Source organism: Rickettsiella endosymbiont of Xylota segnis (assembly GCF_964019545.1).
Classification (GTDB): Bacteria; Pseudomonadota; Gammaproteobacteria; order Diplorickettsiales; family Diplorickettsiaceae; genus Aquirickettsiella.
Genome location: NZ_OZ026451.1, coordinates 1066975 through 1087285, shown reverse-complemented (window position 1 = coordinate 1087285; position 20311 = coordinate 1066975). Strand labels below are relative to the sequence as shown.

Here is a 20311-nt window from a genome sequence, read left to right as displayed (position 1 = left end):
GCCAGTATACTCTTCACACTTGATTTTTTAACTGGAGAAAATTAACCCCATGTTGTTATGGTTAACTGCATTTTTATCAAATTACTATCGTGCTTTTCATGTCTTTCAATATTTAACTTTAAGAGCGATTTTAGCGTCTTTAACTGCGTTTCTTATCTCACTTTTATTAGCACCAAAGATGATACGTACGCTAAGTCATCGCCAAATTGGTCAAGCAATACGTACTGATGGCCCCCAAGCACATTTAAGTAAAGCGGGTACACCGACGATGGGTGGAGCTTTGATTCTAATTGCCATCGTTATGACAACTTTACTATGGGCTAATCTTAATAATCATCTGATTTGGATAGTGCTCTTAGGCATAGTAGGATTTGGCTTAATAGGATTTGCTGATGATTACTTAAAATTAATGCTAAAAAATAGCCGAGGACTTATTCCACGTTGGAAATATTTATGGCAATCAATATTAGGTATAACCATTGGTATATTGCTATATATGAATGCAACGTTACCTGTTGAAACCCAATTAGTGGTTCCTTTTTTTAAAAATCTCTTGATTCCTTTAGGAATATTTTATATTCCCTGGGTTTATTTCGTCATCGTAGGCAGTAGTAATGCCGTGAATTTAACCGATGGCTTAGATGGTCTAGCCATTATGCCGACGGTATTAGTGGGAAGTGGTTTAGGGATTTTTGCCTACCTTACCGGAAATATTACTTACGCAAAGTATTTAGCGATTCCTTTTGTTCCCGGTGCCGGTGAAATGGTGGTAATTTGTGCTGCTATAGTTGGGGCGGGTTTAGGGTTTTTATGGTTTAATACCTATCCGGCGCAAGTATTTATGGGTGATGTTGGTGCTTTAGGCTTGGGTGCAGCGTTAGGTTGCATTGCAGTGGTTGTAAGACAAGAGTTTGCATTACTCATCATGGGTGGCGTGTTTGCTTTAGAAACGATTTCGGTGATATTGCAAGTGGCTTCTTTTAAGTTAACGGGTAAAAGAATTTTTCGTATGGCGCCTATACACCATCATTTTGAGTTAAAGGGTTGGCCAGAACCGAGAATTATTGTGAGATTCTGGATTATTACCTTTATATTGGTATTATTTGGTCTAGCAACCTTGAAATTACGCTAATTTGTTCAAGTTATATGGTAGTCTCGTCATAGCGAACCTGAAGGATAGTAGACCGTGCATCTTGTCGGATTGCCACGCGTTATACACTCGCAATGACGAAAAATGGTACTTTAAAAATTCGAATGCCGTGAGTAGCTATTTACTTCACTTATTTTAATGTGTTATGCAAAACAACGAAAAAAAAAATGTTGAACGTAGTTTAGCACTAGCGGGTGTTTTCCAATCCGCCGCTTTAGTTCGTGATCTGGCTAGAACTGGAAAAACTGAAAAACTTGCGTTTGAAACGAGTATTCAAAGTATTTACACACTTGACGTTAGCACCGTGGAACAGGTTTATGGCGGTACAATTAGCGGTTTACGTTTAGGTTTACAAGAGTTAGTTAATTTACTCGCGTATACTAAAATTAAACAAGATCGCGAATTAACGCGTTATTTAATTGGCTTAATGCATCTTGAACGTAAACTCATCCGTTCTCCTGAAACCAAACAAAACTTAAGTCGACGGATAAAACATGCTATTTCACAAGCTAACTATTTTGCATCTTCACCTCAACTTATTATTAATAGTTTAGCCGATATTTATGTCACGACCTTAGGCACATTACCTTTTCGTTTGCATGTTGTTGGGAAAGGTAAATATTTAGCGCATGCCGAAACAGTCAGTAAAATACGTGCGGCCTTATTAGCAGGCGTGCGCTCGGCGGTATTATGGCGTCAATTAGGTGGGTCGCGTTGGCAGCTTTTTCTCATGCGTCATACATTAATAGGTGTAGGTAAAAAATTATTGACCAAGCTTAATTAAAATTTTTTACCTAAGTATTATCAGAAATGATAATTATGTTATAATTTTTAAATTAATTTATAAAAAATAACCTGTATTTAATGTTCTTTAACATTGATTAAAATAATAATGGCTACTTCAAAGGCTTTTTTCAAAAACAACTTAGAAAATCTTGAATCAACGAGTGAGTTTTCAAGAGTTTTGGTTGTGTTTACCCATTCCATGCTGAATTCTGTTGGGAATTTATTACAGCAGCATTGGTGCAAATCTATTTTTTTTTCAGTAACTTTTATTTTTGGCTTGTTCGCCAACCTTTTTATGGCGATTAAATTTATCAAATTAGAGAATAAAAATTTAGGAAATAGCGCTAATCTTATTTTATCTATTATAACGACGGTCCTTCCGCTAATAACGACCCTGTTGTTTTTTATTAGCGGCTATCCTCTCATTGCCGGGGTGTGTATGTTAACCGCTATGAGTATAGGAGCAATTTTTAATATAAGTTTATTTATTTTTAATACATATAAATATATTCGTCTTTCTGATTTTGAAAAAAATAATCATCTTAAAACAATTTATACCACTAATTGTTTTAAATATGGTGTCGCTACTTTAGTGGGTATAATCACCTTAAGTAGTTTCATCGCGAGTGTATTTTTTTTTCCTTACCTCGCTTCTGGAATATTGATAGGTTTAGGAATTTTAAGTGGTATTGTGGTATTAGCAGTTGGTTTTTATAAAATATTTAACTACTTTAAATCTTCCATAACAATGGATCAAAAATTTTCTAATGGTTTTCCTGTCATAGAATCTTAGTTCCGTACCATCTGAATCGGAATTGATGATGGATAGTTTGCAGGCGCCAATTATATCAGAGCCTGAAAAAAGCAATGCTACTTTTCGATACTATGAAAATGAATGCCGTAGTCAGCAACTTGACAGAAACTTAGCTAAATAGAGAATTTCTTTTAAAAACAAATTCTTGAAAAAATTAATCTTAGAAAAGAAAATTGAAAATGATAAAGGAAAGCGGGGCGAGTTTTTATGGATGCAAGAAGAAAAACGCATCGAAAAAATTGATTTACTCATTAATTTAGTTATTTTTTTGTTGCCATGAAAAGCTGGCCGAAAATGCAATTGAAAATATTGAAACAAAAATTCCTATTAGTGCATTAAACTAGGAAAAAATAATGGTACAATTTCATCATTTAATTTTTGTAAAAAAAAATGATAAGGCCGGCTGGAAAACTTATGCAGAGTTTTATTAATTTTTCAATAATTATCACGCTAATAAGCCTTTTCGATTTTTTTAAAAATGTTAGTGATGTTAAGGATCTATACAATGCAGTTACACATCATTTTGAAATTGAAAAGTTTTTAAACTTAGAAAATGCGCAGAAAAAATTACAAGTAAAAAGAGAAAAAATACAGGCTGCGTTATATGAAAAAGATCCAGAAATAACCAAAAAATTAGGGAATTTGCAATTTACGCCTTATATCTATTCAGAAAAACTTGCTGAAGAATATTATTAATTTTAGCAAAAACAATAACTATTTTAGATTACCATTAAAAGGGATGATTTATGAAACCTGACGAAGATAATAAAGTTTTAATCTTAGGTGCTACTGGAAATTTTGGTAGGAAAATAGCAAGGGGATTAGTAGAAAAAAATATTGCCATTATTATTTCTGGTCGCCATGAAGAACCCTTATTAGCTTTAAAAAAACAACTTTCCAAAGTTGCCGTTGATAGTTGTATTGATATACTTTGTTTCGATTTTAAAATAAGATTATCCCAAGAGTTATTACGTCTCAGGCCACCATTGGTCATCAATGCCTCTGGTCCCTTTCAAACTGCAGATTTTACCACAGCAATTAATTGTATACTTTTGGGCATAAACTATATTGATCTCGCCGATGCCCGAGAATATGTGAATGATTTTTCAATTTTAGAAGAGCAAGCGATTAAGAAAAATTGTGTTGCTATTACAGGTGCTAGCACTTTGCCTTGTTTATCCTCGGCCGTTTTAAATCATTATAAAGATGAGTTTAAGACAATCGATTCCTTGGTGTATGGAATAGCGCTTGGCCAAAAAACCGAAAGAGGATTGGCTACCTTCAAATCTATCCTAAGTTATGTAGGAAAACGTTTTCAAGATGTTCGTGGTATATCTAAAAAAGTGTATGGATGGCAAGATTTATATCGACAAGAATATCCTTTATTAGGAAAACGCTGGATGGCAAATTGTGAAGTCCCGGACTTAGATTTATTACCCAGTTTTTTTTCTATCAAATCGATTCGATTTTCCGCAGGAATAGAAAGCAGCATATCCCATCTTGGTTTATGGTTTTTATCTTGGTTAATTCGATTTAAGCTTCCAATTAAATTAGAAAAACATGCTGAAGCCTTGTTAAAATTCAGTCATTACTTTGATTCATTTGGTAGCGATGCAGGTGGTATGCACATGCTAATGTCGGGTACTGATCATAAGGGAAATCATAAGAGCATTAAATGGTTTATGGTAGCCAAAGGGGGTGATGGCCTTTATATCCCTACCATTCCCGCTATTCTTTTAGCTAAAAGAATATTACAAGAAGAAATCTCTGAAACAGGAGCGATCCCTTGTATGCATTTAATTTCACTGGAAAGTTATTTGGCAGAATTAAAAAAATTAGATATACATGTCTTTTCTGAAGTCAGTAAAAAATTTTAATGTCTTCGCACTTGAATTTTTGACGGTATAACCGTTTAATTCGCAATCTCATATATTTTAAATACACTTCGGTTGCACTTTTTCCGGCGCCTAGTCAAAACTCCAATTGCTGTGAGCAACTATTCCTTCGCACTTGAACTTAATAAACAACAAAATAACCATTAAAAAACTGTTTAATTTTTATAAATTTGTCTATTATTTTCTACCGTTTTACTATGGGATTTGGAGTCACGTTGGTGTTTTTGAACCGAAAAGAAGTTTGTGCGGCAAGGATAAAACGATACATTGGAAATTTGTTTGGGTAAAATCGTTGTTTTTCTTAATTCGTTTAGATTATTGGAGAGTGAAATTTTCTGCTGTTGTGAAAGCATAAGTTGCTCAAACATTCTTTGCGTCAAACTATTTTGTCGATTAAATTCGCTTAGCCTATTAATTATAGGTTTTAGATTGGAATGAGTTAAAACACTATCAAAATTTTCCTGTGTAAAAAGCTCGGCATAAAAAAGTTTAAATAGCACACTGGCTACCGAATGCGGATCATTTTTTTCTTGAATAGCGCTTCTATTCTCTGCGGATAATAATTTCACACTTTGAAGTAAACGTAATAATAATGCGATTCCTGTTGGGCTGATATGTCTTTCTAAAGCTTTTTTATTTTCAAAATTTAAAAGATTCGAATTATGCAGTTGAATTAAGCCTGAGGCTATTTCAAAAGGGGAGGGATGCATCAGGATAAGAGAGAAATTTTCTAAATTAAGAATACCTTCATCACGAATTTTAGCGAGTGCAATGCCAATTTCAAAAGGTTTTGTACTTAATCGATTTAATCTATCTTGAAACTTATTTCGGAATGCGTGTTTCGGGGAAATAAAATATTGATAGAGTTGAGAAATTGAAAAATCGTTTTGTTTTTTTGTAAGAGGTGAAACCATATTTCTTCCTTGTTAAAAATTGAACTTGAACACACCTTCTCATTTTATGCCATGGGTACTTTATGTAACGAAACTTTCTAGCTCATATTTAAATGGGTGGGTATTATGTCAAGTTTTTTTATGTAAATCTAATTTTTATTGAATTTTTAAGGTACGTAATCGTAAGGAATTTCCGATGACTGAAACTGAACTTAAGCTCATTGCTAAGGCGGCAAGCATCGGGTCAAGTAAGCGTCCATTCCAGACATATAAAACACCTGCGGCGATAGGAATACAAAAAATATTATAAATAAAAGCTAGAAATAAATTTTCGCGAATATTCCTCATGACGTGTTTGCTGAGTTGTTGCGCGCGGACAATTCCCATTAAATCACCTTTAATTAAAGTAACACCCGCATTTTGGATAGCGACATCGGTTCCTGTTGCCATGGCAATGCCGATGTCGGCTTGTGCTAAAGCAGGAGCGTCATTAATTCCGTCTCCAGCCATCGCTACGATATAACCCTGTTGTTGTAATCGTTGCACAATGATGCTTTTTTGCGCAGGGAGTACTTCAGCTTCTACCTGATTGATAGCTAATTTTTTAGCAATTGCATTAGCGGTCATTTGATTGTCACCTGTTACCATCACTATCATTAAGCCTTGTTTTTTTAAACTTTTTAGTGCAGGTATGGTGGACTCTTTAATTGGGTCACTGACACTGATTAATCCAGCCAGTTGTTGTTCAATTAGTAAATACATGACTGTTTCTCCTGCTTGACGTAGTTTTTTGGCTTTTTCTTCTAAAGAAGCAGCGGAAACTTTCAGATCATGACATAATTTTAAATTACCTAAAGCAATAGGTTTACCTTGCCAAACAGCGGTGATTCCTTTCCCAATTTCTGCAGTAAAATTTTCAATTTCTTCTAAATGCAGCTGTTGTTTTTTAGCAGCATTAATTATGGCGTTAGCAAGAGGATGTTCACTGTGCCTTTCTAAACTGGCGGCTACTAATAAAATATCTGTTTCGGTAAAGCCTGATGCAGTAATAATGTGATTGACCATGGGTTTTCCTAAGGTCAGCGTACCTGTTTTATCAACAACGATTGCGTTGACTTTTTCAAAGCGTTCTAAATTTTCCGCGTTTTTTATTAAGATTCCTGCTTTTGCACCGATGCCTATACCGACGGTAATCGACATCGGCGTGGCTAAACCTAAAGCGCAAGGACAAGCAATGATTAACACTGAAATGGCAGAGATTAAACCATAAGTCATCGCGGGATTGGGACCCCAAATAGACCAAATAACAAAAGTGATGAGCGCAATAACCAATACACAAGGGACAAAATAACTCGCTGTTTGATCGGCCAGTCGTTGAATAGGCGCTTTTGAACGTTGCGCTTCAGAAACCAGTTGGACAATTTGAGCTAACAGGGTTTCCTTGCCAATGTGTAATGCGCGCATGACAAAACTTCCAGAAATATTTAAAGTGCCGCCGATTACTTTTGATCCGATTTGTTTTTCAACCGGAATGGCTTCACCCGAAATCATTGATTCATTAACTGAACTATGGCCTTGAATAACTTCACCGTCAGTAGGAATTTTTTCTCCTGGTCGTACTCTTAATTCGTCATGTATTTGAATTTCATCTAAAGGAATTTCCTCTTCAGTCTGATTTTTTATTTTTCGTGCGGTTTTTGGTGATAAATCAAGTAATGCACGTAAAGCACCGCCGGTTTGTTCTCTGCCCTTTAACTCTAAAACTTGTCCCATCAATACCAAAGCGGTTATCACACTAGCCGTTTCAAAATAAAGATTAGCTTGACCCGTCGCCGATTGAAATGCCGCTGGAAATAAATTTGGAAATAACAAGCCAATAATACTGTATACATACGCTACGCTGATTCCTAAACCAATCAGCGTAAACATATTCAAATGCCGATATCTAATAGAAAGACAAGCTTTTTTTAGAAGAGGGTAGCCACACCAGAGAATGACGATACTGGCTAAAATGAATTGTAACCAAGCAGAAAACACGTCTGGGATGGAGGTTATAATCGATTTATTTCCAGGGATATGTAGTCCCATGGTCAAAAATAAAATCGGCAGTGTTAATATAACACTCAGCCAAAAGCGTTTTAACACGTCAGTAAGTTCATGATGGCAAGTAGGCCGAGTCATTGTGGCTGAGATGATTCGAGGCTCTAATGACATACCACAAATCGGACAGCTGCCTGGTTGATCCCGAATAATTTCGGGATGCATGGGGCAAGTATATTGTTGGGGCAGCGGTATAGACATGCTTGATACCTCTGGTCATCAGGATAAGTGTATTTTATGCCATTCCTTGTCATATGAATAGCTTGGGTTTAATTCTTGATCCACTAGGTGCCGGAATGGCATAGGTTACATAACGTTGACCAATAGAATCTTCGAAGTTAATAACACAATACAAGATTTTGCGCTTACTCTTTTTATTTCTTTTGTAAAAAATCTCCAATCTTAATAAAGTCTTGCAATTAATAGTTGTGCTGTTAATAAAACTTTAATTTAGTTTGTTTATGCTGCGTACTTTGCATTATTCAAAGGTTAAGTAATTAATGGTTAAAAAATCGCTTTATAAAAAATTAGTTCGCAAGTTTAAGTCCACAATTAATAATTATCAAAATGTAAATGCTGAATTTGACTTTAATGAGTTTAAAAAAATCATTTCAAACCAAAAAGAAGATAAGCGTTATTATACAGGTATTCAGCAGTTTTTAAGTTATCTAAAAAAGTTTAAAGATAAAAATGAACTGAACTTTATTTCTAATAAGTCCAGAGAAAAATATAAACGCTCATTAGAAAATTTAGAATCATTATTAATTACTACCTTGTTAGAAAAAGAAACTGGGTTGTCAGCTATAGCGGTAAAAAAATCAAACTTTAAATCGTTTGTAATGCAACCTTTTTTAACTATGCTTTTTTTTCTACAACTATTTACCAAGCAAATAATAACTGCGCGACCTTTACAAGCTAACAGGTATGCCAGACAAGCCAACCATTGTGAAAATCCAAATAGTGATCAATGTGGTGATCAAAATTTAGATATGAGAATATATCAGGATGATTTGCAAAAAAATTCGTTTTTTTTTGCTATTTTGAATCGAAAGCAATCAATAGAATTTAGGTTCAAAGACACAATTTTTATTCTGACTAAGGATTGTATAAGTCGCCAGAGTTTAGCTAAAAATGCTCAAGGCTTGTGCCAATCCGACTATGGGTGGTTTTTAGAGTCAATGACTATTTATCATATAAGAAAGAAAGTACGCGCAGAAGCCCAGGAGCAGGGATTAAGTCTTAATGAAGCAGATGTTGCGCAAATTACTCAAGATATATGCTCAATAGAACCCATTCAGCAAGATGCAAGACAACTTATGGGTATGGATCACTTAGAAAATTTTTATGAACCTGAATTGGAAAAATTTATTTTTAATGCTAAATATACACTTGATCGATTTCAGTCTATTTTTGCTGAGAGAATTAACGATAATCTCGTTTCACGTGTAAATTATGCGGTTAACTCAGAAATTGAGAAGCGTAAAAAATTAGCACCAGAAGAGTCTAAAGTTTTTACTTCGCTGAATAGTGATCCCGATTTGCGACCTTTCCTGGAAACTCAGTCAGCAATCTCAGGAGTATTACAAACAGACATAAATACTACCTCGTCTATTCCTCATCGATCTGTAGATCGATTTGCAGAAGGTTTTAATTGGAAGATAATTACCTCAGCTGCTGTGGGGGGAATAGGAATTATTGTTTTTATAGTTGCTATGATTATTTGGTACAGCAAAAAAAATAGATCAGAAAACTCGGGATTAGCTACGGAGCACATTCCACTTTTAAATTCAATTCCAGATAGTTTGCATGTTCTGAAAATTGCTGGACGATTAGATAAAAGACTAAAATCTTTAAAAGAGCTAGATAGATATGAGGATGAAATTGGGGTTCACTATACTTCTTTCCTTAGCTTAAAGAGTAAGGAAGATGCAATCAAGGAGTTAAAGAAAATACAAGAGGCATTAACAAAATTTTTAGTACCCATTAGACGTTCAAATGAAGCTGGAGTGCTGAACGAAGCCAATAGGATGATATCATATAAACTCGAATCGACATTATTAATCGTTGTCAGTCTAATGCAGCGCTATTGTCTTTTATCTTTGCCTAACCCTAATAGTAGTGAAAATAATTATATTACTGAGCAACAGAAATCTGGTTTGAGGGATTCAATTAATTCGATGTTAGATAATATTGAGATAATAAGATCTAATTTTGAAGAAAATTTTTTTAATAAGCATAATTTAAAAAAAGATAAATCTAAATTGCTATATTTAAATTTATTGCTTAATTCAGAAAAAGCGATCTATGAAACTATGTTATCTGCACATGCAGAAGGATATTTTGAAAAATACCCACGAGAACAAATTAAAAACTGTTTGAACCTGAATATCAACACAAACCCAATGGTAAATACTGATGGGATTGATTTAAAAAGTATTAAAGAACTTCAGGGAGATTTGCTATCTACTATAGGCTTTATCCTTACTCCGAGCAACCTTTTATCAGATAAGCTTTTAAGAAAAAATGACGATAATCTTCACGGTGCAACCAAATCTTTTATTACAAAATTAGTATGTATGAACAATCAATTAATAGCGTATTTTGCGGATTATAATGCTCGGTACGATGTAGCGAGTAAATCAACACAAGCACAACAATCTATTGAAGTTACCCCAGTTTTTTTTAAACCGTCAGAGTCCCCTAATCAAACCAATCTATTCAGGAAATTAACCATGTAAAGCAGATTTTGAAGCTTACTTAAAGGATTGAAGTGAGATTGAATAAATTATTTGCAAATTTTGTCGGTACGAAAACAACAAATAGTTTGGTTAGGAAAATTAGGACCCACATCATAAATATTTTGATAACTGATGTTCGCAGATGAATTTTTTAGAATAGAACTAAAGTCATTCATTTCAAGATAATGAATAAAAAAATGTTCTCCGAAAGAGGGGGCAGTGTCGGTAAAGTACTTAGGTCTTAAACCAATATTAGCAATGATATCAAATAAGGCATTCAACAATTTATAGAGTTTTTTTTCGGTTGTGAACTGTGAGTTTTGTAGAAAACCGTGTTCAATGAAAATAATAGAAGCATCACTATTGCATTGACTGATGCACGCGGAAAGGTCGGACCACCTTTTGCTCAATTTAACATGATGTAAGGACCAGCGAGCAATGATAACGTCAAATTTTAGGGAATCCGTGCTAAGTTGCTCCGGTGTTATATACTGGACCTTATTGCTTTTTATAGCGTAGGGGTCCATGCCATAAATGGTTACTGTATTACAAACCTTATGTAAAACCAGAAAATTTGCTAATTCTTTTTCATAGATGCCGTCGTCTAATCCAAAGCCTAGTAAATTAATATGGGATTTTTTTGTTATTTTTAATAATTCTTTTTTTACAGCATTATCAGATAGTTGATTATGAATGCTAAAAGACTGCAAGGTTTTTTCAGGATCAAGCTTAATTTTATGATTAAAGCAGTAGTCTATAAAATTATTGCAAATAAAATTCAAACTGTTTTCTGTTTCTGAGGAAAAATAAGATTGTAGATACTGTGGAGTTCTTGCTTCTTGAAAGTAACAACTTAGCCAAAAAATAAAATTTTCGTATATATAGCTCCCTATTTTAGAATTATTGATTTGTTGAAGGGCCGTACCCAGCTTATTGATATGAGTTAAAAAATTAAATGAGTCGGGTTGCTTTGGGTCCATATATTGTCTGATGACTTTAAAGAATTGTTCGTTAAGCATTGATTTTTATATACTTTATTGATAAATGATAATAAATAGAAGAGGCAATTTAACATAATTATTTTCCCTAGTGTTATACTCAATTGATACTTGTGCGATAAGCCTAAGCCTTTTTTTTCAAATAAAAATTAAATTAATAAGTTAAACAAAATGTATATAAATTATTCTTTATTTCAGAAATTTTTTATTAAACGCTCGCTTACTTATCTTCCTATCTTAGAAAAATTAATTCACCAGGTCTTAATGAAAAAACAATTTTCATTAAGAGATATAGCTATTGTTTATGTTCATCATCCGTTGAAAACATCAGTAAATTTAATTGATAGCATGATTCGTTTGGGCGCAATGCCCGAAAATATATTCGTTTTAGGGAAAAAATACTCAGAGAGTAAAGCGGTGGTGCAAGAAATAACTCGATATGGCGTGCATTATCAACCCTGTTCTACCCAGATAGGATTAGGACAATATAACGATAGTTTTACGCATGATATTAACTTGTTATGGAAAAAAGTAAGTGATAATCTAGGAAAAGATATACAGAATCTACTCATACTCGATCATGGTGGTTATGCCACCAGCTTTGTTCCTGTCCCCCTATTAAAACAATATAAAGTCATTGCGGTGGAAAAAACGACAGCTGGACTAATAAAATTTAAAGACCAAGGACTACCTCCATTTCCGCTTATTAGTGTTGCAGATTGTGCGACAAAAAAAATATTAGAATCGCCATTAATTGCTGAAGCAATTGTTAATAAACTTATTACTTTAATACCGAAAAATCCTGATATAGGAACCTGTGGCATCATTGGTTTTGGTGCTATAGGTAAAGCAATAGCCACTAAACTGCTATCAATGAATTATAAGGTGATGATCTATGATCATCATTTCCAGTTTTCAAATGTGCTAACAAAAGCCACTTTTACTGATAAATTGGATGAAATTGTTGGATTTTCAGATTATATTTTTGGTTGTACGGGTCAGGAGTCTATAAAGACTATTGAGGCTTTCATACATGCTGAAAAAGACAAAACGTTAATAAGCTGTTCTTCTGCGGATAAAGAATTTTTACCATTACTTAAGGCAATACAAAGGAAAAATAATAAATTAGTCCAGGACCCATTTGCTGAGATTCGATACGTTACTTCTAAAGGCGCGACTATTCGTATCCTCAAAGGTGGATTTCCCATAAATTTTGATCATTCGGGTGAATCTGTTCCCGCAAGAGATATTCAATTAACGAGAGCTTTAGTGCTAACAAGTATAATACAGGCTACTCAATTCTTTAATAGACAAAGTCTATTAAAGAAAGCGGGTATTTATGCGCTCGATGCCAAAACACAACGATTTTTAGCCAATGAATGGTTAGCATGTCAGCCAGCTGTTCGTTATTCTCAGGATATTATTAAAAACTTTCAGAATCTAGATTGGATTATAAAAAACTCAGGGGGTCTCTATGAACCTTGTTCTATTATAGAAGAATCACATGACGACATCAAGTTCTAATCATATAAAGCTAAATTTCAAGTAAGATTTATTAATATTATTTTTAACAGGGTGAGTTTAAAAATGAATAGGCAAACAAAAGCTAGCAAAAACGATGAAATAACTAAGTTACAAAAGATAATTGATGATCAAAAAGTTGAGATTTCTCAGTTAAAAAATATTATTGATGATCTTCCAGGTGATATTTATTGGAAGCGTTGTATAGGTAAGGAATTGATTTACTCAGGTATGAATCGTACAGGAACAGACAGTTTACATAAAATGGGTTTTAGATGGAAAATCAATGATATTGTAGGGAGAACTGACGATCGTTTATTTGATAAAGAAACAGCAGATACTTTTATCAGAAATGACTGGGAAGTAATCAATGAAGGGGTAGCAAGGACAAAAGAAGAAACTGCTATTTTACCTTCAGGTAAAAAAATTATCCAATTATCTACAAAACGACCGTTGTTGGATAAAGAAGGGCATACAATAGGTATAGCAGGAGTTTCTATCGATATAACTGAACTTAAAGAAACTCAGTCTGCTTTGCAAATTGCTTTAGAAAAAGCAAAAGCTGCTAGTTACGCCAAGACTGAATTTTTAGAAAATATGCGGCATGATATCCGTACGCCGCTGAGTGGAATTGTCGGCTGCGCACAAATTATACTATCAGAATCAAATAATTCAGAAAAGGTAACTGAATATGCAAAAAATCTTATTCAATCAAGTGAGGCGTTATTAAATTTTCTGAATAGAATTTTAGAAGGGATTAAAGTAGCGAGTGGTGAAATGCCGCTTTTAAAAAAGAAATTTGATTTTAATAAAAATATTCAAAATATTATTGATCTCAATAAATCACTGGCTGTAAAAAAAAATCTGACGTTAACTTTAAAGGTTGATGAAGAAATTCCTCCGTATTTGATAGGGGATCCAGAGCGACTACAACAAATAATATTAGAATTAGTGACTAATGCATTACGGTTTACTCAACAGGGGAATATCGCTGTTGAAGCAAAACTCCAAAAGCATGAAGCGCAACAAGACGTGATAGAGATAAAAGTCAGTGATACTGGAGTGGGTATCACTAAAGACAAACAAGATGAGATCTTTACCCAATTTACTCGTTTAACTCCTGCTTATCAAGGTATTTACACAGGACTAGGCTTAGGATTATCTATTGTAAAGCAATTGATTGATGACTTGGGTGGAGAAGTCTATGTTGAGAGTCAATTACAGCAAGGATCTACCTTTACTTGCATTATTCCCTTCCAAGTGCCATTAGTTATGAATAGCATTGGAGTAGAGAACACCCCTTTACCCATGGGAAGTAAGCTATTTAAGAATACTTTGGAAAGTATGCCAAATATTGCTTTAAACCATCAAAGTTTGGATGTTGAACAAAAAAGAATTTTATTGGTTGAAGATGATAAATTGGCTGCAAAAATTGCGCAAAGCATTTTAACCGAATTAGATTGCGCGATTGATATAGCGTCAGATGCAAAAACTGCTTTAAAAAATATTCAAAATAAAGATTACCAGCTTATTTTAATGGACATTGGATTACCTGATATGGATGGTATTGCCTTGGCACACCGCATCCGATTACAACAATGGCAACGAACTGATACTACACCTATTGTTGGATTAACAGCACATATTGATGTTGAGAATAGACAGCGTTGTTTAGATGCTGGCATGAACACCGTTATATTGAAACCTTTAAAAAAAGAAACGGCTAAAGAGTTATTAAAAACCTTTATTCCAGATAATAATGTAAATCAAATTTCCTCTGCCACTAAAATACGTCCAATCTCCGGAGCGGTCTTAGACATTGATGCGATGAAAGCCATATTAAAAGATAAGGAATTGATTAAAGACTGTATTCATTTAATGGTGCTTGGATTAAAAAAAGATTTGGTCGAACTACCAGAATTGCATAAATCAGCAAACTGGCAAGCTATACGTGAGATTGCACACAAAAGACAAGGTGGGGCTAGCTATTGTGGCGCCAAACGTTTAGAACAAGCATGTAAGCAGATAGATGATTATATACGCGAAAAGGGTCCCAATGGACAAACTAATGAACTTTATCGACAATTGATTCAAGAAATGGATGATGCTAAAACAGTGTGTGAGGATTATATTAAATAATCTAATAATCTTCTTATTGGTATGGAGTTCACCTATTAATAATAACAGGTTGGCGAAATTGATAAGCACATAGTAATAATACTAAAAAAATATTTAGTAACAAATGGCGTTTGCAACGCTCTATTCTCGAATCCTTTATGCACAAAAAGTGTTTATAAATATATTATTAATTCTTTTATTCCATTTTTTTAATTTATTAAAATGTTGCCCTGGATTTTTAATTTTTTAGAGATTTTCTTAAGCTTATTCTAAGAAATATCCGATATGCTAGGTAAATTTTGCAGAAGGTGTATTATTAGAAATAAATTATTATTAAGGATCCGATAATGGAAAGAAATGAAATAAAAAATGAAATTAGTAAACTGAAATTAGATTGTTCCTCTCTAGTTGAAAAAAATAAAATTGTATTATTATATACTCAGAAAATCATAGAAAAACTAGAGGAAATAACGACCGAAAATAATGAGGAAGTAGCTGTAAAAAGTTTTCATGAGCTCCTTAGCGCTAACTGGAATTTAATTAATGGCAGTTTATTATCCTATACTGCTTTACCTAAACATCCCCTTACTAAATTTTTATGTTATCTTTCTAAATACTTGGCCGTTTATTACAATGATTCTGAATGGCCCGCTATTCGGTTTTTAATGCCGACTGTTTGTTATGAAAGTTATGATGCAAAATATCCCGATTTAAATGAAGTTGATTTGCATAAAGTGCTTGAAACTCATGTTATGAGTCATTACCGAGGGCCTTCAAGTCAGGATTTCTTAATTCCTATTGCGTTACTCACCCATCATGAACTCATTGATTTTAAAGAAATTAAAGATATCTATAATCCCTATTTCGATCATCAGAAACATTTAGAATCTCAAGCATCATTTTCAGAAAGCGAATTATCACGTTTATATAAACATTCTGAGTTAACAAAGAATATTGGAGATACGATTGATGAATATTTCTCTTCGATCTTTCCTTCTTTGCTCAACAAATTGCAGAAATTACATACTACATTGAAAGACAACAGTGTAATAGGAAGTGGTAAAGAAGATAAAGCAGGTGAATTAGCTTATGCAGGGATTGTAGAGTTTATGACTTTTTGGGATAAATTAGAGGAAAATTTTATACAAAGTATTCCAACAATAAAACAAGAAATAGAGTTAATAAAAGATTTAGCATCAGATAAAACTAAAAATAACGACATTCTTAGCTGCTTCGATATACGTCAAAGAAAATTGCAAGAAGTTATTCGAGGGAATGAGGAAAAATTAATCAAAATTACAATAAATGAAGAAATAGACCTTAAAAATCATAAAAAAGTGGAGGAGCTAATACTGCGTTTTAAGCAAAAAATTACAGTGCTTAATCGCCAATTAAAGGAAGATACCTATTTTGGATGTGATGCTTTAGAAGCTATTACTCAAAATATTTCTAAAGAAATGTGTATTGTTCCAGGCTTAAAAGATATTCATGAGTTAATCAATTACTTATCAAAATTAAGCAATGAAAAAATAAATTTATTCTGTACGATTAATTCTGTAGAAATATTGCGTGTTATAAAAGTTGAAGATCTACATTTTCTTGCTAAGCTACCGGGAGAATCCTTTGGTCCTTTGCTTAATACTGTTGATATCACAAAGCTTATCAAAACAAACGAACACCTTAAATCCTGTCTTGAGTGGTTCAGCCTAACACAGCGGGAAATAGTTTGTGAAGCCTTAGGAGAAGGTTTGTCCTCTATTATTAAAACCAGATCTGGTTATGAAGGAGTTTCTCAATATTTACCAAGCAAGCAACGTGCAGTTATTGAATGCAAATTTTTGCTTGAATCTTTCCAAACTTATTATAGCAGCCAAGAGCTAAAAACTTATGATCTGTCTATAAATATTGCATTAAAAAAAGAGCTGATTAATGTTGTGCATAAGCTGGAAAACAATCCTACCGAACTGGAACCTATTTTTAAAAAATTAACTGCTGATCAATTAGATTTTATATTTACCGATATCAAAGAAACTTTGCTTTCGATTCTTAGAAAAGGGTATGCACTGAAATCTATTTTTAGATATTTAAATACTTGGCTTAGCAGTGCCTTAGTTGACACTTTAAAAGAAGAATGGCCAGTAATTATTAAGAATTGTAATTGTCTTAAAGAAACACTTCTATTTTTGGATTCTGCACAACAGATGATGCTGTTACAGAGTATCAAAGATTGCTGGCTTCTAATTATAAAGAGTAGTGCAGATTTTAAAGGTGTTTTTGAATGTTTAAAAGGGACCAAATCACGTGCTATTGTTTTTGATGCTTGCATAGATATTATACTTTCGAAAATTAAGAATATATCAGATTTTATTGAAGTTTTTAAAAATTTGAATTCTGAACAACGCACAACGCTGTTGCAGAATTTCATCAAAGAAGAAAATTGGAGCTTGATTATAAAGAATAGTGGTGATTTTAATAGTGTTTTTGAATGTTTAAAAGAAGCAAATTCACGTGCAATTATGTTTGGTGCGTACAAAGAAAAGCTACAGTATATTATTCATAGTGGCGCTGATTTAAAAAATATTTTTGAGTATCTAACTAACGAACAACGTGAATTTATTTTTAATTTAGTTAAAGAAACTCTAGCTTCGAAAATTGAAAACATATTTCACTTTAGCGATGCTTTCATGTATTTGACTTCTGAACAACGCATGATGCTGTTACAGAGTTTCGACAAAGAACGCTGGAAATTGATTATAAAAAGTAGTGCTGCTTTTAAAAAAGCTCTCGCATGTTTCACTGAAGACAATCAGCGTGCTGTTGTTTTTAATACATGTATAGATATTATACCTTCGAAAATTGAAAACATATTTCACTTTAGCGATGCTTTCATGTATTTGACTTCTGAACAACGCATGATGCTGTTACAGAGTTTCGACAAAGAACGCTGGAAATTGGTTATAAAAAGTAGTGCTGATTTTAAAAAAGCTCTCGCATGTTTTACTGAAGACAATCAGCGTGCTGTTATTTTTGATGCATGCATAGATATTATACCTTTGAAAATTGAAAACATATTTCACTTTAGCGATGCTTTCATATATTTGACTTCTGAACAACGCATGATGCTGTTACAGAGTTTCGACAAAGAACGCTGGAAATTGGTTATAAAAAGTAGTGCTGATTTTAAAAAAGCTCTCGCATGTTTTACTGAAGACAATCAGCGTGCTGTTATTTTTGATGCATGCATAGATATTATACCTTTGAAAATTGAAAACATATTTCACTTTAGCGATGCTTTCATATATTTGACTTCTGAACAACGCAGGATGCTGTTACAGAGTTTCGACAAAGAACGCTGGAAATTGGTTATAAAAAGTAGTGCTGATTTTAAAAAAGCTCTCGCATGTTTTACTGAAGACAATCAGCGTGCTGTTATTTTTGATGCATGCATAGATATTATACCTTTGAAAATTGAAAACATATTTCACTTTAGCGATGCTTTCATATATTTGACTTCTGAACAACGCAGGATGCTGTTACAGAGTTTCGACAAAGAACGCTGGAAATTGGTTATAAAAAGTAGTGCTGATTTTAAAAAAGCTCTCGCATGTTTTACTGAAGACAATCAGCGTGCTGTTATTTTTGATGCATGCATAGATATTATCCTTTTGAAAATTGAAAACATATTTCACTTTAGCGATGCTTTCATATATTTGACTTCTGAACAACGCATGATGCTGTTACAGAATTTCGACAAAGAACGCTGGAAATTGATTATAAAAAGTAGTGCTGATTTTAAAAAAGTTATTGAATGTTTAACTAAGAGCAACCTATGCTCTATTATGCTGGACTCCTCTAAAGAACAGCTGCTTTCTATTATTTATACTGCTGATTTTAAAATTTTTATTGACTACCTCCCTGTCGAAGAATTTAGCTTCGTATGTAAAGTTTTGAAAGAAGAACAGTCCCAGGATACACAAGTCTCTTATTTAGCAGTGCTTTTTAATGATCTAGCGGAAGATCGGCTCCAGGAGGTATGTAAGTTTTTTAATAACAAGCTGTTTTCTATTCTAAGTAATATTAATGTTAGTTTAATTAATATTTTTAAAGATTTAACGGATGCGCGACTCAGAATTATATGTGAAATTTTTAAAGATTTACATTCTATTTTGCCTATTTTTGATTATCTAACTAAAAATCAGCTCAACATCGTACTGGGAATTTTTAAAGAAGAATTTTTATCTATTCTTAAGGACGATTCTAATTTGATATCAATTCTTATGGATCAAAATCCAAAAACATGTTCAATTGTATGTGAATTTTTTTACGATGAGTGTCGTAAACTTATCAAGAACAGTTACAATTTGTCAGTATGTTTAAATGCTGATAAATATAGAATTGTATATCAAACCTTAAAACTCGAAAATTTACCGAATTTTAATGTTGAAGAGGGATCGCTTATGCACGCTCTTTTTCCGGACCATATTGCCATTAATGCGAATGAAGATGATGATGAATATGAACGTGATGAATATGAACGTGATGATGAAGAAGATTTGCAAAAATTAAATAATATTGATAAAGAAAATTTATATTTATTGAGTAAATTGGGAGATCCTGAACTAAAAGATATTGTTGAAAACAACCGAATAGTTCTTACAAATGGTGAAATTAAAAAATTTAAAATTGAAGATTTATTTTGTCTATTCATTCTTCCTGTAAATGAATTAAAAAAAGCTTTCTGTGTTGACGGGTATTCCTCGCAAAAGGAAATTCTTTCCTATCTCAGCCAAAGAAATTTGGAAGCGTGTTTGCATGAATTAAATTTAAAAGACGCATTTCATAGTGATAAAAATCAAATAAAGTATTTTTTTTCTGTATTAGCAACCTACTTCGACTTAAAATCTCCGGATAACTTTTTAAAAAAAATTATTAAATATCATAACAACTTGAAATCAAGAGAAGAACAAACCAAAAGTGAAAGTTTTTCATTTTTTAATCGTCCGGGTCCATCCAAAACCAAGATTGATCAGAATGAAGTAGAAATGTTTGAAAAAAAAAATAATGCTCATTTTTTTTTTACCTTAGATAAAGAAGAAAATATAATAATGAATTCTAAGCCTTTAGAACCGAATCTCGTTTTGGGGAAGCGGAATCAGGATGGAACAAGAAAATTCTAATGTTTTGGTCAAGTAAAAATAGCATATTGATATTTTGTTCTAAACTTAATAGTAAGTATGTTTAAAATAGATCGACGCGTTCGACAAGACAGGAGAGCATCGCGAAAGCAATGCGAACTCA

At 33.1% G+C, this 20311-nt stretch carries 13 protein-coding genes; 10 read left to right on the top strand and 3 right to left on the bottom strand.

Annotation, left to right across the window (positions count from 1 at the left end; translation table 11 throughout):
- Positions 1 to 49: 49 nt before the first annotated feature.
- The 6 genes from mraY (at position 50) to AACL18_RS05020 (ending at position 4627) form a co-directional block, all read left to right on the top strand.
- Complete coding sequence (mraY, locus tag AACL18_RS05045; protein ID WP_339049706.1) at positions 50 to 1132, top strand: phospho-N-acetylmuramoyl-pentapeptide-transferase; 1083 nt, start codon at positions 50 to 52, stop codon at positions 1130 to 1132.
- Between the two features lie 163 nt (positions 1133 to 1295).
- Positions 1296 to 1934 carry a high frequency lysogenization protein HflD gene (gene hflD, locus AACL18_RS05040; protein ID WP_339049705.1) on the top strand — a complete coding sequence of 213 codons (639 nt, stop codon included), beginning with the start codon at positions 1296 to 1298 and terminating at the stop codon, positions 1932 to 1934.
- 108 nt (positions 1935 to 2042) lie between these two features.
- Entirely contained in the window at positions 2043 to 2729 is a 687-nt protein-coding gene (locus AACL18_RS05035) for a hypothetical protein (RefSeq protein WP_339049704.1), read from the top strand.
- Positions 2730 to 2895: 166 nt separating this feature from the next.
- The gene (locus tag AACL18_RS05030; protein ID WP_339049703.1) at positions 2896 to 3030 is read left to right on the top strand and encodes a hypothetical protein; all 135 of its coding nucleotides are present in this window, start codon (positions 2896 to 2898) and stop codon (positions 3028 to 3030) included.
- A 134-nt stretch (positions 3031 to 3164) separates the two neighbouring features.
- On the top strand, positions 3165 to 3446 hold the full coding sequence (locus AACL18_RS05025) for a hypothetical protein (RefSeq protein WP_339049701.1): 282 nt from the start codon (positions 3165 to 3167) through the stop codon (positions 3444 to 3446).
- Between the two features lie 50 nt (positions 3447 to 3496).
- Entirely contained in the window at positions 3497 to 4627 is a 1131-nt protein-coding gene (locus AACL18_RS05020; protein WP_339049700.1) for a potassium transporter, read from the top strand.
- A 173-nt stretch (positions 4628 to 4800) separates the two neighbouring features.
- On the opposite strand, the gene AACL18_RS05015 is transcribed toward AACL18_RS05020, so the two are convergent.
- Together AACL18_RS05015 and AACL18_RS05010 are read right to left on the bottom strand one after the other, a co-directional pair.
- Positions 4801 to 5559, bottom strand: a complete 759-nt coding sequence (locus tag AACL18_RS05015) for a hypothetical protein (protein WP_339049699.1) — start codon at positions 5557 to 5559, stop codon at positions 4801 to 4803.
- Between the two features lie 135 nt (positions 5560 to 5694).
- Positions 5695 to 7839: a copper-translocating P-type ATPase gene (locus AACL18_RS05010; protein ID WP_339049698.1), complete on the bottom strand. Its 2145-nt coding sequence runs from the start codon at positions 7837 to 7839 to the stop codon at positions 5695 to 5697.
- A gap of 299 nt (positions 7840 to 8138) precedes the next feature.
- On the opposite strand from AACL18_RS05010, the gene AACL18_RS05005 reads away from it, so the two are divergent.
- Positions 8139 to 10376, top strand: coding sequence for a hypothetical protein (locus tag AACL18_RS05005; protein ID WP_339049697.1), 2238 nt, complete (start codon positions 8139 to 8141; stop codon positions 10374 to 10376).
- 47 nt (positions 10377 to 10423) lie between these two features.
- On the opposite strand, the gene AACL18_RS05000 is transcribed toward AACL18_RS05005, so the two are convergent.
- Positions 10424 to 11395: a hypothetical protein gene (locus AACL18_RS05000; RefSeq protein WP_339049696.1), complete on the bottom strand. Its 972-nt coding sequence runs from the start codon at positions 11393 to 11395 to the stop codon at positions 10424 to 10426.
- Between the two features lie 243 nt (positions 11396 to 11638).
- Between AACL18_RS05000 and AACL18_RS04995 the strand changes: the two genes are divergently transcribed.
- The 3 genes from AACL18_RS04995 (at position 11639) to AACL18_RS04985 (ending at position 20190) form a co-directional block, all read left to right on the top strand.
- A complete protein-coding gene (locus AACL18_RS04995; RefSeq protein ID WP_339049694.1) occupies positions 11639 to 12898 on the top strand; it encodes an NAD(P)-dependent oxidoreductase in 1260 nt (419 codons plus the stop codon).
- Between the two features lie 63 nt (positions 12899 to 12961).
- Positions 12962 to 15034: an ATP-binding protein gene (locus AACL18_RS04990; protein ID WP_339049693.1), complete on the top strand. Its 2073-nt coding sequence runs from the start codon at positions 12962 to 12964 to the stop codon at positions 15032 to 15034.
- Positions 15035 to 15360: 326 nt separating this feature from the next.
- Positions 15361 to 20190 (top strand): hypothetical protein, encoded by a 4830-nt coding sequence (locus AACL18_RS04985; RefSeq protein WP_339049692.1) that lies wholly within the window; start codon positions 15361 to 15363, stop codon positions 20188 to 20190.
- Positions 20191 to 20311 lie beyond the last annotated feature (121 nt).